At 49.4% G+C, this 17370-nt stretch carries 9 protein-coding genes; 5 read left to right on the forward strand and 4 right to left on the reverse strand.

Features of this window, described 5'->3' with window-relative positions; translation table 11 throughout:
- Positions 1 to 75: 75 nt before the first annotated feature.
- From MKZ24_RS30370 to MKZ24_RS30380, 3 genes are all read right to left on the reverse strand, one after another.
- Complete coding sequence (locus MKZ24_RS30370) at positions 76 to 1698, reverse strand: helix-turn-helix domain-containing protein (RefSeq protein ID WP_042233508.1); 1623 nt, start codon at positions 1696 to 1698, stop codon at positions 76 to 78.
- 3 nt (positions 1699 to 1701) lie between these two features.
- Positions 1702 to 3453 (reverse strand): sensor histidine kinase, encoded by a 1752-nt coding sequence (locus MKZ24_RS30375; protein ID WP_042233506.1) that lies wholly within the window; start codon positions 3451 to 3453, stop codon positions 1702 to 1704.
- A gap of 241 nt (positions 3454 to 3694) precedes the next feature.
- Positions 3695 to 8800, reverse strand: a complete 5106-nt coding sequence (locus MKZ24_RS30380; RefSeq protein WP_340789528.1) for a glycoside hydrolase family 66 protein — start codon at positions 8798 to 8800, stop codon at positions 3695 to 3697.
- 440 nt (positions 8801 to 9240) lie between these two features.
- Between MKZ24_RS30380 and MKZ24_RS30385 the strand changes: the two genes are divergently transcribed.
- The gene (locus MKZ24_RS30385; protein ID WP_042233502.1) at positions 9241 to 10245 is read left to right on the forward strand and encodes a LacI family DNA-binding transcriptional regulator; all 1005 of its coding nucleotides are present in this window, start codon (positions 9241 to 9243) and stop codon (positions 10243 to 10245) included.
- A gap of 345 nt (positions 10246 to 10590) precedes the next feature.
- Here MKZ24_RS30385 and sigK read toward each other — a convergent pair whose 3' ends face one another.
- Complete coding sequence (sigK, locus tag MKZ24_RS30390; protein ID WP_340789531.1) at positions 10591 to 11295, reverse strand: RNA polymerase sporulation sigma factor SigK; 705 nt, start codon at positions 11293 to 11295, stop codon at positions 10591 to 10593.
- Between the two features lie 442 nt (positions 11296 to 11737).
- Here sigK and MKZ24_RS30395 point away from each other — a divergent pair, with 442 nt between their 5' ends.
- From MKZ24_RS30395 to MKZ24_RS30410, 4 genes are read left to right on the forward strand one after another with little or no spacing between them, the layout of a single operon-like run.
- Positions 11738 to 14299, forward strand: coding sequence for a hypothetical protein (locus MKZ24_RS30395; RefSeq protein ID WP_340789533.1), 2562 nt, complete (start codon positions 11738 to 11740; stop codon positions 14297 to 14299).
- The gene (locus MKZ24_RS30400; protein WP_052416073.1) at positions 14296 to 15477 is read left to right on the forward strand and encodes an efflux RND transporter periplasmic adaptor subunit; all 1182 of its coding nucleotides are present in this window, start codon (positions 14296 to 14298) and stop codon (positions 15475 to 15477) included. The genes MKZ24_RS30395 and MKZ24_RS30400 overlap by 4 nt, the downstream gene beginning before the upstream one ends.
- Positions 15474 to 16169 carry an ABC transporter ATP-binding protein gene (locus MKZ24_RS30405; protein WP_042233495.1) on the forward strand — a complete coding sequence of 232 codons (696 nt, stop codon included), beginning with the start codon at positions 15474 to 15476 and terminating at the stop codon, positions 16167 to 16169. Before MKZ24_RS30400 ends, MKZ24_RS30405 begins: the two co-directional genes overlap by 4 nt.
- Positions 16166 to 17338 (forward strand): ABC transporter permease, encoded by a 1173-nt coding sequence (locus MKZ24_RS30410; RefSeq protein WP_340789535.1) that lies wholly within the window; start codon positions 16166 to 16168, stop codon positions 17336 to 17338. The genes MKZ24_RS30405 and MKZ24_RS30410 overlap by 4 nt, the downstream gene beginning before the upstream one ends.
- The last annotated feature ends 32 nt before the right edge of the window (positions 17339 to 17370 follow it).

Raw genomic sequence — 17370 nt, forward strand, 5'->3', positions numbered from 1 at the left:
AGTTCCACACCTTCTTATTGGGTTATGGCTTCATTATAAGGAGTTGCCTGCAGCTGCTCTGCCGTTTTTATAACCTCAGTCTAATCGTTTTGTGACCTTCCGGTATTCCTGGGGATTCACGTCGAACTGCTTACGGAACATTTTGGTGAAATGCGAAAAATTACTGTACCCTACCTGTTGCGCTATCGCGCTGACCGACATATCCGTTGTGTCCAGAAGCTCGCGGGTGCGGTTCATCTTCACCGAAATAAGGAAATCAATAAGGTTTTGGCCCGTCTCTTTTTTAAACAGCCTGGAAAGATAGGCCGGGTTCAAACCCACATAATCAGCGACACTCGCTCTGGAGATCTCTTCCTCTACATTTTGCTGGATGTACCGGATGGACCGCTCAATCACCCCGCCCTTTTCCTGCCGCTCGAATTCCGCTTCCATGACCGCTGAGACGATCCCTTCTGCCCAATGCCTGTATTGAAGCAGCCCCCGTATACGGGCGTTTGTCCAGTCTGTAAACAGGGCAATGCTTCCTGCGTTGATTCCTCTTACCTGCAGGAAGTGGTATATAATCTGCAAGGTATCCTGATGCAAGGCATCCAGATTTCTTCCCTGAAAGCAAGGATTGGCTTCCAATTGCTCTGTCAGGTTATGAATAAAACGGACAGCGGACTCACACTCTCCGTTTAGCATATAAGAGATTAGATCATCGAGCCGGATGTCATCCGGATTAGGGGAGCGCAGCATATGGTCTTGCGGCAAGTATAAGAGCACGGATTGGGTCCGGGAGATATTGTCACGTTCCATGCTCTTTAAACTTTCGCACATTACCGGCAGCTCCTGAAGAGGTTTGAATGATCCGACATAGCAGGTTGCTATGCTGTAGAACAACTCCTGGCATGCCTTGATAAAACGTATACCCGTGGCAATGAGCTTCTGAATACTAAGGTTCTCAGCCGCCCGTCCGCCCTCCGTCCCTTTGGCGTACAGCAAAATGAACAGAACCCCGTTTTTGTCTGTCACTGCCTCCCCTTGGTACGCTTCTGTAAAAAATTCCGCCGCCGCTTTCTTCACGGCATATTCCATGATTTCCTGATCACGCGGACTTAAGGGTTTACTCCACTCCTCAATGCTGATCAGAATGGGAAGCACCAGATCGCCAGGATGCAGCCCCACACCCGCACCGGCCAGCTCCCGTTCAAAAAAATCCCCAAAAGTCAGGATGCTGCGGGACAATAAGTCCTGCCAGAAACGTTCCACCCGCATCGGCTTTTCTTGCTGCCACAGATTTAAATACTTATGGTACATTTTATTGTAAGACTCATATTCTTCCTTCTCGCGGACGGCTGCAATCATGCCCGATACCGCAGACAGCAGTTCATCCGTGTCAACCGGCTTCAGCAGATAATCAAAACTCCCGAGGTTAACGGCTTTTTTTGCATAGGAAAATTCGGAATGACAGGTCAGAAATATCGACTCCGTCCAGGGAGAGTGCTCCCTCACCCAGCCCACCAGCGAAAGCCCGTCTTCATCAGGCATTTCAATATCGCAAATCAGCAAATCTATTTTTTTATCATTTACAATATCCCTGGCTCTGTCTGCCCTGTTTTCCGTCAAGACCTCTTCAATCCCAAACGCCTTCCAGTCGCAGCAGTAGAGAAGCCCCTCTACGGCAAACTGTTCATCATCTACAATTAATAACCGCATAGCTTATCGTTCTCCTTCTGTATATTCAATGGGCAGAATCAGCCGTACACGGAATCCGGACGGCTCATTCCCGCTGAAATAAATCCCGGCATTCCCCTCATAACGCATAGCCAATCTTTGCTTTACATTCCAGATGCCAATGTGCCCTTCCTCAGTTCCGGGCGTGTAATCAGGTGAATTTAAACCCTGCAGTTTCTCGGCACTGCTGCCTTTTCCGTTATCCGAGATTTCAATGATCATGGTACCGTTCTCTTCTTCAGAGCGGACGGCCGAAATTTCCAAATAGAACTTCTCTGCTTTCAAACTTATGCCATGAAGCATGGCATTCTCTACAAAGGGCTGTACAATCAAGGACGGTATAAAGGCGCTCCTAAGATCTTCGGCTATGGTAATCTGAAAATCAAAGGACTGCTGGTAGCGCATCTTTTGAATTTCAAGATAATTGCTGAGATGCGCTATCTCTTGTCCCAAAGTAATGCTGTTATCCTTGACCTGAAGCATAAAGCGGAAATACTGCACCAGGTGACGCACGGTCTTTTTCACTAATTCGTAACGCTTGAGGTCGGCAAGCTGAAAAATGATATTGAGCGTATTCAGAAAGAAGTGAGGATTAATTTGCATCTGCAAATGCTTCATCTCTGCTTTTTGCGCATTTAGCCGTTCCTCGTATACATCAATTTTCAAATTTTGTATTTCTACAACCATAGTATTGAACGCCTGATTCAGTGCCTGAAACTCTAGCAGGTTAGAAGAAGGAAGCTGGGTTTCCATGGACCCTTTTCTGATGCGGTGGATACCGCCCAGCAAATCCAGAATCGGACGGATGACCATACGGCGGAAATAATATAAGTAGACCAGCAGAGTGATCAGAATAAAAAAGGGAAGCACATTAATAATCATCTGGAAAATATTCAATCCCTGCAGCAGCTCTGAATCGGGGATGACCACGGAAAGATTGATTCCCAGGGTGGCTGATTGGCTGGACACCACGAACAATTTCACGCCCCCATGCTTAAAAGAAAACGAAGAATTGCGGTTCAACTTCTCACGCGGCAGCTTGAAGTCGCTGCCCATCGTTTCCGAAGGACTGGTTAAGATATTCCCTTCATTATCTACGATAAGAACATCACCGCCGGATTGCAGATTTAGATTGCCCAGCGGTGAGCGCATGGAGTCAATCCGGATAAGCGCACCGATATAGGAGGGATTGCCCAGATTATTGCCGACTGTCCGGTTTAAATAGTAATCCCCTGCAATCTTAACGATTGTCCACTTGTACTGGAGCGGTTCTAAATGATCTTCATTGTGGACCCTGTTCGTGATCCAAGCCCGTACCTCATCCATATAATCCTCCGTCGTTCCTAATACATTGGATAATGTCAACGTATCGTTGACGCCGGAGTACAGATAAAACATGTCCACGCTATGATAATAGGCCTGATAGGCTTGATTTCTTTGCATAATTCCCATACGGGCAAAATAATAATCGGAGTCTGTCAGCCCCGGAGTATTGAATTGGAGAAAATTCACGTCATGATCGACAATATCCACCAGATTAATCGTAATATCCTCAAGACTGCTCTCCATCATTTTCAAATTGGAGTTGACCAAATTCTGATAGGATCTGGATACCTGAGCTAATACATTTTCCTTGGCATAGTATCCCCCTGCAAACAGCACGGAAAGAAGCGGTATCGTTATAGCAGCAAACAGTTGAATAAGCCTTACACCCAGCGAGTTTTTTCTGTTTTTCATAATGCATCCTTTCTGTGACATAACCTAAATTAACCCCACAAAGTGGGGCTTTAGCTTCGAGGATTAGTCAATTACTTTGCGGGGACCCAAAACATATAAATTCCTATTATTTAAGAAAGGGCCACCTCAGTGACCCTTGAACTGCAACGGATGACTTCTGTATTCACCAGAATCACCCTTATTAATCGGTTAGTATCCTATCAAGAAACAGAAACAGAAGAGATACAAGTCATAACTGGTTCTATTGGATTAAATCTACTATAGATAGTGCCGCTTCTGCCCGGGTAGCATTATCTCCGGGTGCAAAGGTCCCATTGCTGTATCCTTTCATGAGACCGGCTGATTTTACAATCTGAACAGCTGCCTGTGCCCAGGCTGAAATTTCTTTGCGGTCCACGAATGCTGGCGCTGCCTCCTCTGTCCAGCCGGGGCCGCCGACTTTCTCGAATGCTTTAGCCAGCATCACCGCCATCTCCTGCCGGGTTATCGCTTCATTGGGCGCAAACAGCTTTTCGCCTCTTCCGGTAACCAGGCCCGCCTGATAAGCTGCGGCCACATCACCTGCGTACCAGCTGCCCGCAGCTACATCCGTAAATGGAGCAGGACCGTCTCCCTTCAATTGAAGCGCTTTGGCCAACAAGGCTGCAAACTGTGCGCGTGTGACCTTCAACGATGGATTGAAGGTGTTCTCTGTCATTCCATTGATCACATGCTTCGCCGTCAGTGTATGGATGGCTTTGTATGCCCAATGATCCGCAGGCACATCAGCATACGTTTTGTCGTAAGCGAACACGGTATAACGGCTGAAGTGACTAAGCGCCGCTGTAACTGCCCCTTTGGCGCTGTCTGTTTTGCTGCCGATGTATTCCCATTTCTTCCATAGCTCATTGAAAGAGTAGATTCCCAGCAATTCACTCAAATCTCCTTGTTCACCAACCTTTAAGGTGAGCTGAACCGGGCTTCTAAAGGAACCAAGTCTGGATAATCCTTCGTTTGCCGCCGTTACTCCGAATTCAAAATCATAGGCCGCTCCTGCAGGAACCCAAGGCTTCACACCCGGAAGATAAGCGTCCTTCGGCGCGATCTTATTGAAGGTAATTTGAATTTGTGACCCGGCGGCTACTTTCCCTTTGTTCTCATCCAGTAGCTGAAGGATATTGTCATGGATGAAATCCAGTGTGAAATCACTTCCTTGAAGCTGCAGGTTCTTTCCCTGCATTCCTTCCGCAACAAAGACAGGAATCAAAATCCGGTTGTATTTCTCCTCATCAATTGCGATTGTGATTGTCCCGTCGACCGCTCTGCTTAAGTCCTTCGCCTGCAACACGAGCGCACCACGTTCCGCCAATTCAGGTGTGGGCGTTGCCGACGGCTTTCCTGCAGAGTTTTCCGTCCTTCCGGGGGCTGCAGTAGCTGCCGGGGTCGGAGCTGCGGTTGCAGTCGGTGCCGGGCTTGGAAGGTTGGGCTCTTCAGCACGGAAGATCGGCTGAACCGCTGCTGTCTTCGGTGCCTTGTCGATATAAATCATCGTCCAATACTGCAGTGACGGCAGTTCAATCTGCAATTGTTCACCGTTCCAGGTATACTTCAGCTCTTGTGACAGACCATGCCCGATGTCAGGACTAGCGGCATAGACTTTCAGATCCGGCGCTTCGTTCTCGGTGATGCCGACGTCGTATGACACTTTCAAAGAATGGAGGACCAATGGCTCATTGGCTGCATTTCTCCAGTTGTCGTCATTGCTTAGCAGGTTGATCAGATGCAGCACATCATACCGCTCAAAGCCTGGATTCGCGTCATTTTTTCTGACCGTTGTCCAGAGCGTATTCTCCGTTCCGTCTTTGCTTGTTGCCAAATTGCCGCCAGCCGCTTCGACGGACACTACAGCGGATGCATCGGCCTTGCTGCCGAACAGCAGGTTTTCATAGGCAGCATTAAATTTATAGTATTCCTGCATGGAGTCCTTGGTGGATTCCAGCATTTTCTTGCTGCGGTTCGGATAGTATTCATGGGCCAGCATATTCGGGCCTTCTGATTGCTTCTCGGCCGTTCCCAGCTCAATATGGGTTGCACCCATCGATGCCAGCCCGGCATCCATCAGGCGCAAGGACGGCTCGTTGAAATAGCCAGCCGTTACACCGCGCAACCGGACGCTTCCGGCAATATCTTCCGCTTCCATCTTCAATGTAACGGTATGGGTTCCCGCCTCCATGTGTGGAATAATCACATATCCGTCCCCGCTGTACTTCTCACTGCTCTCTGTACCATCCAATCCAATCTTCAGATCCTTGCCCTGTTCATCCTTGGCCCGCACGCCGTCAATGTAGACCGAACGGGTAGTTAGGCCGCCTGCATTGGAATAGGTGAAGATCAGACTCTGTTCACCCGATTGAGGGATGTTCACCCGATAACTCACCTGCTCTCCCGCTTCGCCAAAATTCAGCACGGTATCCTTGTAGAGCGAAAAAGGAGGCTCCGTTTCGGTACTTTCGGCTTCATAGCTGCGGGTTACAGCGTTCGAATCACCGGACAATGTAACGGTCAGCTTATCCAGCTTGATCCCGCTGTCCTGCCCCTCCGGCATTTTGATGACAATGCGGTTTGCGCCTTCCGCCAGTTGGATGCCGTTCACTGCCGCTACTCCCCACCCGGAGCCAGCGGTTGGTGCAAAGCTTACAGGAGTGCCCGCGCCATTGTCAATATACACACTGCGGCTGACGGTCACTGCCCCCTGGGCATCATTTTGATAAATCCAGCCGAGATCGTAGAGGCCTGACTGAGCCGCGCTCACAGTGAAGGCTACCCGGTCATTGACATTATTGAAATCAGAGGCATAGCCGGTTATAGGTGCAACCCCTCCAGTCGTTTCAGCGCCGCCAGTGCTGTATTCGTACCCTCCGGCAATAATCCCCCCCACATTGGTATATTGTCCGCTTGATTCCATCTTCAGCGTAATCTTATGGAGTCCTCCTTTGACAGGCACAGACAATTCACGGGGCTGCATGGAGCCGTCCCAGCCGCCGGCTGTTTTAGGGAACGTGATATTCTGCGCCTGCGGAGCCGGTTCCCCGTCCACCAGTACCGACATCACAGGGTCGTTGTCACCATGATATAGCACCGTAATTGCATCCAGCGCGTGGTCTGCATATACATTGTAAGTGACGGTCTGTCCGGCTTGTCCGAAGTTGTCCGTCTTGCTCTCGCTATATTTAATGCTGTTGGTCTGTGGTACATCTGCATACAGTGCATAATATTTCTGCGCGCCGACAGTCATATACTTGAGCTTGATACCAAGATCATCTGTAGGTGCCTTAAGAGTTATGGTATTGTCGCCTGCGTTCAGATGAACCTTTGCCAGATTATTTTGCTCTAAAAATTTATCCCAAGTACCTATACCTGCGAATGAGACCTCACCTTGAGGCGCATCATTAACGAGCAGGTGACGGTTCACTGCCTGCCAATCTGAAGCATAGCTGAATCCGAGCGGATAATCTCCTTCAGCGGGAACGTTCACATGGAACTTCACGTAATCGCCTGCGGTATCAAAATAATACACATGGCTGTACTGATCCACGATTACGGTATCCAGCTTGGCATCTACCGCCTCGTAGCGTTCATTGATTCCTTGGCCTTGGACCTCCAGGCCCGCCAGATTAAGCCAAAGGTCGTTAGTATTCAGCGTAACTTTAACTGAATTCTCGCCCTTCTTCAGCGCTGCTGCCACCCTGGCCTGTGCAGTCGGATTGCCCCACCCCGTATTGGCATCGAAGGAAATGGCCGCTGCGGCAACTTCACCGTTAACCATCAGCTTGCCTTCCGGAGAACCGGAGCCATTGCCCTGTCCATAATTCAGGGCAAGCGTATACATACCGTCTGCTGGCGCATTTACCGTAAACGTCACCGCATCTGTATCCTTGCGGCCAAAGTTACCCACCCAGCCGTATGCTTTGGCAATCCGGGACTGGTAATCCAGCGTTACCGGAACATCCTGCGCTTCCGTTCCTCTGGTCGGCAGACCTGTAGCCTCTTTGTAGTTCATATAACCGGCGATCACCATTGCCTTGCCGCCGTCTTTTTCCCGGGTAGCTTCCACGACCTTTTGAATATCGCGGTAATTGTTGCGGTCCTGCCAAATCTCACTGTAGTCGAAATCGGTTTTTGTACCCGGACTTGGAACAGCGCTGTATTCAGCGTTGCCTCCCACCATATTGAACGTAACCTTGCTCTTCCCTGGATTATTTGCGAGCAAAGAATCCTTGACCGAATTAATCAGCTGGGCATAATCCAGGGAATAATACCGTTTGTTACCGTTATAGTCGTATAAGAAATTGTTGTCATTGGCTCCCCATTGATCCAGGTGGATGCCATTGAACCCAAAGGTATTAATGGAACGGTCAAACTGCTTGGTGATGTAGTCCTGCCAGAACTTGCTGCCCGGGTCTTGAAGGAACAGGGATGTCGTCTTCCCGTTCACATCGAAGGTATATCCGTTCTGGTCCTTTTGTGGATTGCTCTTGTCGAGCTGGGCACTGTTATAGAGTCCCCACTCGGGACTAACGCCGAAGTCCTCATAGTTCTCACGCGCCGCATAATTCATTTGATAAGCCATGGCTGCAGAGCCGTATTTCTGCGCAGCCTCTACCTGCTGCTTAACGCTCAGGGGATACAGCGAACGGCCCAGCAGATCTGTGTAGTGTGTATCCGCATTTATGTCTTCATCAATGAAATTGCCGTCCGCATCCTTCAGCGGCTGTCCATTCCCGTCGGTTTTGGAGTAGACCGAAACATCATGCCGCCACATCCAATCATAGAACTGGTAGGCATTAATGTAGTAGTCCTGGGACAATTCTTTGAGCTTGGAATCACTTTCCTCCACCGTCTCCTGCGGAAAATCAGCTACGTATCCGTATCTTGGGAAACGCGTCCAATCGCTCGAAACATCGATCGCTGCGGTCATATACTCAGTAGGCGCATCGCCCTCAATCCATGCTTTGGCCGTATAGCCGCGGAAATCCTCAGCAGGGGGCGTCCAGGCCACGGCAAGCTTGTTGCTTCCTTCCTGCAAAACTGTCAGCGCCTTGTCGCCTTCGGCAACCAGGGTATTCAGCTGATAAATTTGCAGATGCAGCTTGCCACTCCAACCGGCAGATTGATCAAGGGTCAAAACCAGCTCTGCGGCTTCACCCGGGGCGAATCGTGCCTTTGAGGGCACCATTTTTAGTATTTTAGAATGCGCTGCACCCGCTGGCTCCGCCTGAGCCGTTCCGCTGCGGGCATAGCCTGTTGTACAAGTTTGAACCAGCAATAACAGTAAACTGAAATAAAGAACTGCTTGTTTCCTGACCATAAGACCTCTCCTTCATACTCACATTTTTGAGAATACACAATGCTATAAAGACTGAAATACGGATGGCGGCTTGCATAAAGACATAGCTTCAGGAAAAGGTGCTGTCGCAACGTAAACGTTTACTCAAGTGGGCAAAAATATACCTTTAGTAGGACATTCCCCTCCCCATCCGATAATATCCCTGGTGCAAATTTGTACGTTTACTTAAATCTAAGTTATGTATTGTATTGCTCATAACCTTAAATTCTCACTACGTAAACGCTTACCATAAAATTATCTTGTTTATTTTTCCTTGTCAATGCTTACTTTCTCCATTTTTAGTTCCGGTTGACAAAATATCTGTTAGGAATTATATTTTCAGTAAACGTTTACTTCCTAAAGTTTTAATTTCTAACAAATGAGAATGTTACTTTACTGCTAAGCGATAGGTAGGAGATTACATGAATCCCACAATTAAAGATGTTGCCCAAAAGGCGAATGTGTCCATTGCCACCGTCTCACGGGTTCTGCATAACTTAGGCGGATATTCAGATAAAACGAAGCAAAAGGTCGACCAGACCATCAAAGAGCTTAAATACCAGCCGAACGCTATCGCCCGCGGACTGATTAACAAGCGTACCCAAACCATCGGCGTATTATTTCCTGATGTGTCGAGTGCCTTCTCCTCCGATCTGCTCCACGGAATCGACGAATTCGTCCATGACCGCAATTATAGTGTAATGGTCTGCAATACTGATCAGGACGGGAAACGTACGCTGAAGTATCTGCAGCTGTTGCGCGAGAAACAGGTGGACGGGATTATTTTCTCCAGTGAAGTGCTCAAGAAAGAGTATTATGACATGCTGGAAAGCATGAGAATCCCGGTGGTGCTAATCTCATCCCAAACCGATTTTGCCAATGTCCCTTATGTGAAGGTCGATGATTACCAGGCAGCCTATGATGCTGTCCATTATCTGCTCACCAAAGGCCACCGCAAGATCGCCATGATCAGCGGAACCAAGGGCGATCCCATCGCCGGAACTCCAAGAGTCGAGGGATACCGCAAAGCGCTGGAAGCACACGGCATTGCCTTTGAGAGCCGTTACCTCGTTTATGGTGATTTTCTATATGAGAGCGGCAGCAGAGCCATGGAAACGATATTACGGAAAACGCCGGAGATTACCGCTGTCTTCGCTGCCAGTGACGAAATGGCAATCGGTGCCCTTTCCACCGTTACAAAACATGGACTGAATGTGCCTGAGGATATCTCCATCATGGGATACGACGATCTCCGATTAGCCCGGATGGTTAATCCGCCATTGACTACGGTGCGCCAGCCGCTGTCTGACATTGGAATGATCGCTTCCGAGAAGCTGATCAGCATGATTGAAACGGGGGAACCTGCGAAGAGCCAAATCTGTACCCACTCCATTGTGGAACGGCAAACGGTTAGAGCAATTACCTGAGTCTTTTATCATTTCTATGCAGCCCGAACCGCTTGACTGGAAGTGTCCAGTATCCATAAGATATCGAGGGCAAAAGTCCTTCTTATTACTAGCCCATCCAGTCCGTATGCTATATTAAAAAGGGCGCCCTTTTAAGGACGCCCCCATCTGATTATTTTCTGAGCTGGCTAATGAAAAAAGGATATTCAGGAAACGCTTCGTATAAATTCGTCTGCACAATAAGATGTCTAGTATTCCTTGCCCTTTGCATTATTGTCTGTGATTAAACAAAAGCAACTTATCCATAGACAAGTCGTTTAGAGATCATTCTACTGTGTGAATTACCTTCGTTTAATCTTTAAACTTTCAACGCTTCGCCTTATAAAACTCATGATACAGCTTCATGAGCGCCCTTTTCTCTATCCGTGAAACATAACTCCGCGAAATCCCCAGCTCCTTCGCAATCTCCCGCTGCGTCCGTTCTTGCCCGCCAGTATCTAAACCAAACCGCCCGACCACGACTTCCTTCTCACGTTCATCGAGAATATCGAGGTTACGGTAAATCTTGCTCTTCTCAATCTTCAGATCAACTTCCTTAATGACATCATCATCCTCAGACCCGCCGAGGATATCAATCAGCGTGATCTCATTGCCTTCCTTGTCTGTCCCAATCGGATCGTGCAGGGACACTTCTTTGCGGGTTTTTTTCAGCGACCGGAGATGCATCAGGATTTCGTTTTCAATACAACGGGCAGCAAAAGTGGCCAGCTTTGTCCCTTTGTTGGGACGGTAGCTTTCGATAGCTTTAATGAGTCCAATCGTTCCGATGGAGATCAGGTCCTCCATGTCTTCGCCGGTGTTGTCGAATTTCTTCACTATATGGGCAACCAACCGCAGATTATGCTCAATTAACAAATTCCGTGCCTTGGCGTCCCCCTCTGCCATCATCCCTAAGTATTTGCTCTCATCCTGCTCCGATAGAGGCTGGAGAAAAGCGTTGTTCCTTACGTAGGATACCAGCAGCGTCAGTTCTTTGATCAGCAGCGCAATCGTGCTTATGATTCCAGGCACCTTGGCGACACCTCCCGCACAGGTACAATAAACCGATCTGCAAGCGAGAACTACGGGTTCATGGTCCTTTTAATGTATGTGGGTAGGTGCCTAGAAGTGCATGTACGGGGAAAATAGGTACGGGCCTCCATATATTCTAAGCAATGTTTCAAGACATACTCTTCTCTCGCCGCGATTATACCTGTTAAGTGAATGTTAAAAAAACTGAATGCGGCGGAAATAATCCGAAATTGATAGAATGGAGAAATTGTCATTCGTCTTTTTTCGTCTCAAAAGATGAAATACCGTTAAGAGTTTATAAAAAGTTTAACTCCTATTTATATTTATACCAGGTTCTTCCCCTCTTTTTTTATTCTTGTGTTAAACCTTTCCCGTAAGATAGGAATAATCCTCTAGGATTGTTTCAAGTATAGACGGGTTATGAATATTGGGAGGGAATGAAATGAAGAATTACCGTGCCTATGCCGTTCTGGTGTTAGGAGCAATTATTGCAAGTCAGCACTTCAGTTTATCTGCATCTGCGGCGTCCAGCAGCGTTACTGTAAATAAGCCGCAGCAAAATCATACCCACGCCTTGTCTCAACTGTCCTCTGTGGCCATTCAGGCTGGAGTTAGCGTAAAGCTGACCGATGTGCAGCTGGCCAGGGGGAATGGCGGAAACAGCCTGACTTATACACTGACTTATAGCAATACAAGCAGCAGCTCTTATAAGCTGTTCAATATCTTCGCCAAGGTTACCACTCCAGAAGGAGCAACACTTAAAGGCAGCCCTATTCCGGAGGATAAAACTAAGCTGGAGGTCGCTCCAAAGGAACAATTATCTGTAACCTACTATGTGAACATCAATAAGACAGCCAAGCCTGGCGGAATCAAGATTTCACTATTCGGCTTCGACTTCAGCGGCTCTGACTACCAGAAGAAGCTTGGGGGCTTCACTGTTCCGGCCGTTTATACCCCTTACGTTCAGCAGGGTATAAGCCAAAAAATCACCATCAGCAACCTTCCGATTACCCTGAAGCCGGACAGTCTGCAAATCTACCGCTTCAATAACAAGACCTATGCCAAAGTCGCTCTGGGCTTAACGAATCTTGGCGCTAAGGCACTCTCTGCACCCGGCCACCGGGTGTACCTCGAATCCTCCGGCGGCTCCACACTTGAGCTGACGCTGGATAGTGCCAGCCGTGATTACAAAGTGCAGTCCGGTGAGAATAAGAAGGTCTACTACCTGGCTGAAATTCCTTCCTACATAACAACAACAAAGATGTCGTTGTTAATTACTGAGGAGAATGCAGGACTTAAGGTTGACTTGCCTGTGGTCTCCTTCCGGCTCCCGGACGCAACCTATCCAAGCCTTAACGTGAATGCCTATGCGGTCAAAAAAATCGGGATCAACAGCAATACCATTGAGACCCAGCTACAAAAAGCATCTGTCTCCTCTACAGGTGAAAAAGCCTTGTGGACGATACAGCTGCGGATCAAAAATGCCGGTAACAAAGCAGTCACCCTGCCGGCTTATGAATTATCCGTAATAGCCAAGGAAGGCTACTCCTTCCCCATCAATAACAAGGCGCTTGCAAGCCTTACGCTGAAGCCACTTGAAGAGAAAATCCTGCCGTTCTCTGCTGAAGTACCGCTTAATGTGAACCAGGGGACGCTTAAGCTCCAATTGGTGGAGCCGGCCGCCGAGGGCAAGGTGCTCTTTCCTGCAGCCTTGTACCAAATCCCATATGCTCTGGAAATGAATAACTCCGTAGACTCCGAGTACACCATTGATAACAGCTTCGGAACCTTCGGCGTCGTTCTGGAATCGGTTCAGCGCCTGCCGTGGACTACCGAGGATTTGCTTGTGGCCAAAATCAGGATCCGCAATGCCAGAGATGCGGCAGTGATACTCCCTGCTTTTACAGGGGGAATCAAAGCAGGACAAACCGCCTTGGACCCTTCGGTGCAGGTAGTGGCCGCAGGCTCCAGCCAGCAGCTCGCCGCAGGAGCCAGCGCAGTGTATTATGTGATCGGCAAGCTCCCGTATGAGCAGTCACTCGATCAAATCAAGATCGGACTGAACAGCGGTGCGGACGATACTGCGGAAGCCTTCCTCTCCCTGAACACACGGCAGGTAGCCCCCGGCATCCCTCCGGCAGCCGACGGTACAACAGCGTTCAACATCGAAACCGCAGGCAAACGGGCGGAGGTCAAAGAACGCCGGACGATCCTATATAACGGGACGAGCCAGAATATTGTGTATACGGAGCTTGAGGTAAACAGTCTTGAAGCCCGGAAAGCGGAATTGTCCAGACTCGTGGCGTACTACAAGACGCCAGACAATACCTATTATGAAGCGGAAGTCAGCCAATCCGTGCTTGCGACTGCACCCAAGGGCAAGAATGTGGTGACCGTGTGGAGCAAGCTGCCCGCATCCCTCGATGCCTCCCAGCTGATGCTCTCCGTCGGAGAAGGGGTTAGCGAAGGTAAGCTGACAGCACCAAGCGGGACTCCGACAGCCTATATTAACCCTCAAGCACTCGGACTCCATATTCAGACTCCCGCTGCACTGACCACCCTTGGTAACGGATTGCAATTGTTCCCATACACGTTCACAGTAACCAATGCCACGGGAGCTGTAGCTGAGGGGCAGGATACGCTGAATGTTAATCTGATCTACTCCCTTGCCAAGGATAATCTGTATGATATGGGCGCTTACGCGCATAAGCTGGTCGTGCAGCTGACAGATCCTCTCGGTCAGACGCAGGAAAAGACACTTGTACCTGGGACCGATCTGGTGACAGGAAGATTCCTGACCTATTCGGCAACCTTGACAAGCAGCGCTTATAAGACACTCCGGAGCGGAAAATTCCTTGTGACTATATATGATGAGTTCCAGGGAGAGAAAATTCTCTTGGGCAGCCAAAGCTACAACTTGACCTACACGCCTGCGGCGAAAGCCCCGGAGGCAACCACTGCCCCGAAAAACACGACAAATCCAGATAGCGGAGGATCGCTATGAACATCAAAAAAACAGTCTGGCTATCAGCCGCAATAATTGTGACCGCAGGAATCATAGCCTTTAGCTTGTGGCCGGACAAGAGCACGCAAGGAAATCATCCCGCTGTTCAAACAACTGCGGTGACAAAGGGCGATCTCTCCGTCACCGTGAAAGGCTCCGGCACTGTGAAAGCCACGAATACAAAAATTGTCTATGCTAAGGACTCGGGGAATGTAGCCCGGGTATCGGTTCAGGAAAATGAACAGGTAAAAAAGGGCCAGGTTCTGCTGACCTATGAGGGAGCCAATGTAGCCAGCAACGTGAGAATACAGGAAAATACGCTCAGACAGTCGCAAAATGATCTGCAGGAAAAACAGGATCAGTATAAGAAGCTCATCATGGACGGTGCTATCCTATCCGAAGTCGATGCGGCGAAGCTTGCTATTGAAAGAACTAAGGATACGATTACGGCGACACTGACCGAGCTTGAAGCACTGAAGAAGGATCACATCCCTCCCGCTTCCATTAAGGCACCTATGGACGGAACAGTCACTAAGATCAGCGCCTCCTCAGGCGGGATGGTCACGGACGGAGCCGAAGTATTCTCCATTACCGACTACAAGAATCTGAGCGTTACTATCAAGATTGATGAACTGGATATTCCCAAGATTAAGCTGGGCATGCCGGCGACCCTTAGAATGGATGCCTTGCCCACTACAGCCTATCCGGGCAAAGTCACGCGAATTGCTGACGAGGGAACGGTGACGGGCGGCGTCTCCGTCTTTGAAGTGACTCTTCTGCTCGCTGACTCTAACGGAGCCAGAACGGGCATGTCGGCACAAGGGCTGATTACGATTGAGGAGAAGAACAACATTCTCCTCCTTCCCATCGAGTCCGTGACGCAAAAGGATGGCAAATATTACGTTCAGGTGCAAGAGCAGAAGCCGGAGCAGACCCCTTCCGCCAAGGGCAGCTCCGCCACTCCGCCTCCAATACAGACAAAGGCTGTTATTGTAGGTATACACGATGAAAGCCGGATTGAAATTGCCAGTGGTCTGAGCGTAGGAGAACAGGTGATTGTTCCAACAATCGTGGCTGCCAGCACTGCCGCTCCTGCGGCCCCGGGCCTGTTCGACATGGGTGGCGGAGATGAAGGCGGCTTCGACAACAGCGGCAGCGCTGAAGGCGGTGTCCAATGACTGCAGAACCCCTGATCCGGATTGAGCATATGGTCCACGGATATATGATGGCCAAGGAACAGATGACGGTACTCAAAGGCCTCTCTTTTGTTATCCATCACGGCGAGTTCGTTGCCATCATAGGCCCTTCTGGATCAGGAAAATCAACTCTGATGAACATGATAGGCTGCCTGGATATTCCCAATGAAGGAAGCTATCTGCTGGACGGTCAAGACGTCAGGCGATTATCCGATAACCGTCTGGCGCAAATCCGTAACGAGAAAATAGGCTTCATCTTCCAGAACTTCAACCTGCTTCCGAAATTATCCGCTATCGAAAATGTCGAACTGCCGCTTGTCTACCGGGGCTTGTCTCACCGTGAGCGAAGACAGCTGGCCGCTGCAGCTCTTGAGAAGGTGGGCCTTCAGGACCGGATGCATCATCGTCCCAGTGAGCTGTCGGGAGGCCAGCAGCAGAGAGTCGCCATCGCCAGAGCACTGGCCGGCAATCCCCCCATTCTGCTTGCCGATGAGCCTACCGGGGCACTGGATTCCAAGACAGGACAAGAGGTCATGCAAATGATCAAAATGCTGAATGAACAGGGGCATACCATTATTGTAATTACTCATGATCTGGAGATTGCTGAACAAGCGAAGCGGGTGATCCGGATTCAAGATGGATGTCTGGTGGAAGATCGGAGAAATGACCAATGATTCTTTTTCAGAGTATACGAATGGCGCTGATGAGCATCGTCGGCAACAAGGTTCGTTCCTTCCTCACCATGCTGGGTATTATCATCGGGGTATCCTCGGTCATCCTGCTTGTCTCGGTTGGACAGGGTGTCACGGGCCAGATCACCAGTCAGTTCAGTGATTTGGGCACCAACCAGTTAACGGTAATGATCGCCGGACGCGGAACAGTCACCTCCCTCACGAATGAGGAAGTCGCAGCTTTCGGAAAATTGCCTGGTGTAGACCAGGTTTCGCCTACGATCAGCAGCAATGTAACCGCCAAGTACCTTTCGGTCCATACCACCGTCTCGCTCGAAGGCATCACCCCGAGTTACGAGAAGGTGCAGAACTTTCATGTTCAGTCCGGCCGGTTCCTGCTTGATATCGACAACGAGTACCGGCAGAAGACTGCTCTAATCGGTACAGAAACCGCTAAAAAGCTGTTTGGTGCTGAAAACCCGGTTGGCCATGAACTCCAGCTGAACGGCACAACCTTCAAAATTGTAGGCTTGCTGCAGGCGAAAGGCTCCTCACTCAGCGGATCAAATGATAAGAAAATCCTGATCCCCTTGGCTTCTTCCGAGCGGCTATTGCAGAGCAAGGGCATTCAGACTTTTGCCATAACCGCCTTGAGTGAAAATGACGTAGCGCCTGTTAAAGCAGCCGTCTCACAGATTCTGGACAAAAAGTTTCTGCACGCCAAGGATGCCTACAGCATCTTCGATTCCAAGCAGATGCTGGACACCTTGAAGAAGACCTCCGGCACCCTGTCCATGGCCCTCGCCGGGATTGCCGGGATTTCCCTCTTCGTCGGCGGAATCGGAATTATGAACATTATGATTATTTCGGTGAACGAACGCACCCGCGAAATCGGCATACGCAAAGCGATTGGCGCCAAAAAGATAGATGTTCTGCTGCAATTCATCATTGAGTCGGTTGTGCTTAGCACCTTGGGCGGAATCATCGGCATTGGAGTGGGATTAGGGCTAACCTGGCTTGTCGGCCAATTGACAGCCTTGCAGGTAGGTTATGCCTGGAACATGGTGACGATTTCGTTTATATTCTCACTTTTTATCGGTGTGTTCTTCGGCATCATGCCCGCCAACAAAGCGGCAAGACTCCGGCCCATCTACGCCTTGCGTACAGATTAGCAGCCCTGCTGCAAGGATGTTATGATTGCATT

The organism is Paenibacillus sp. FSL R7-0297, from assembly GCF_038009025.1.
Classification (GTDB): domain Bacteria; phylum Bacillota; class Bacilli; order Paenibacillales; family Paenibacillaceae; genus Paenibacillus_AQ.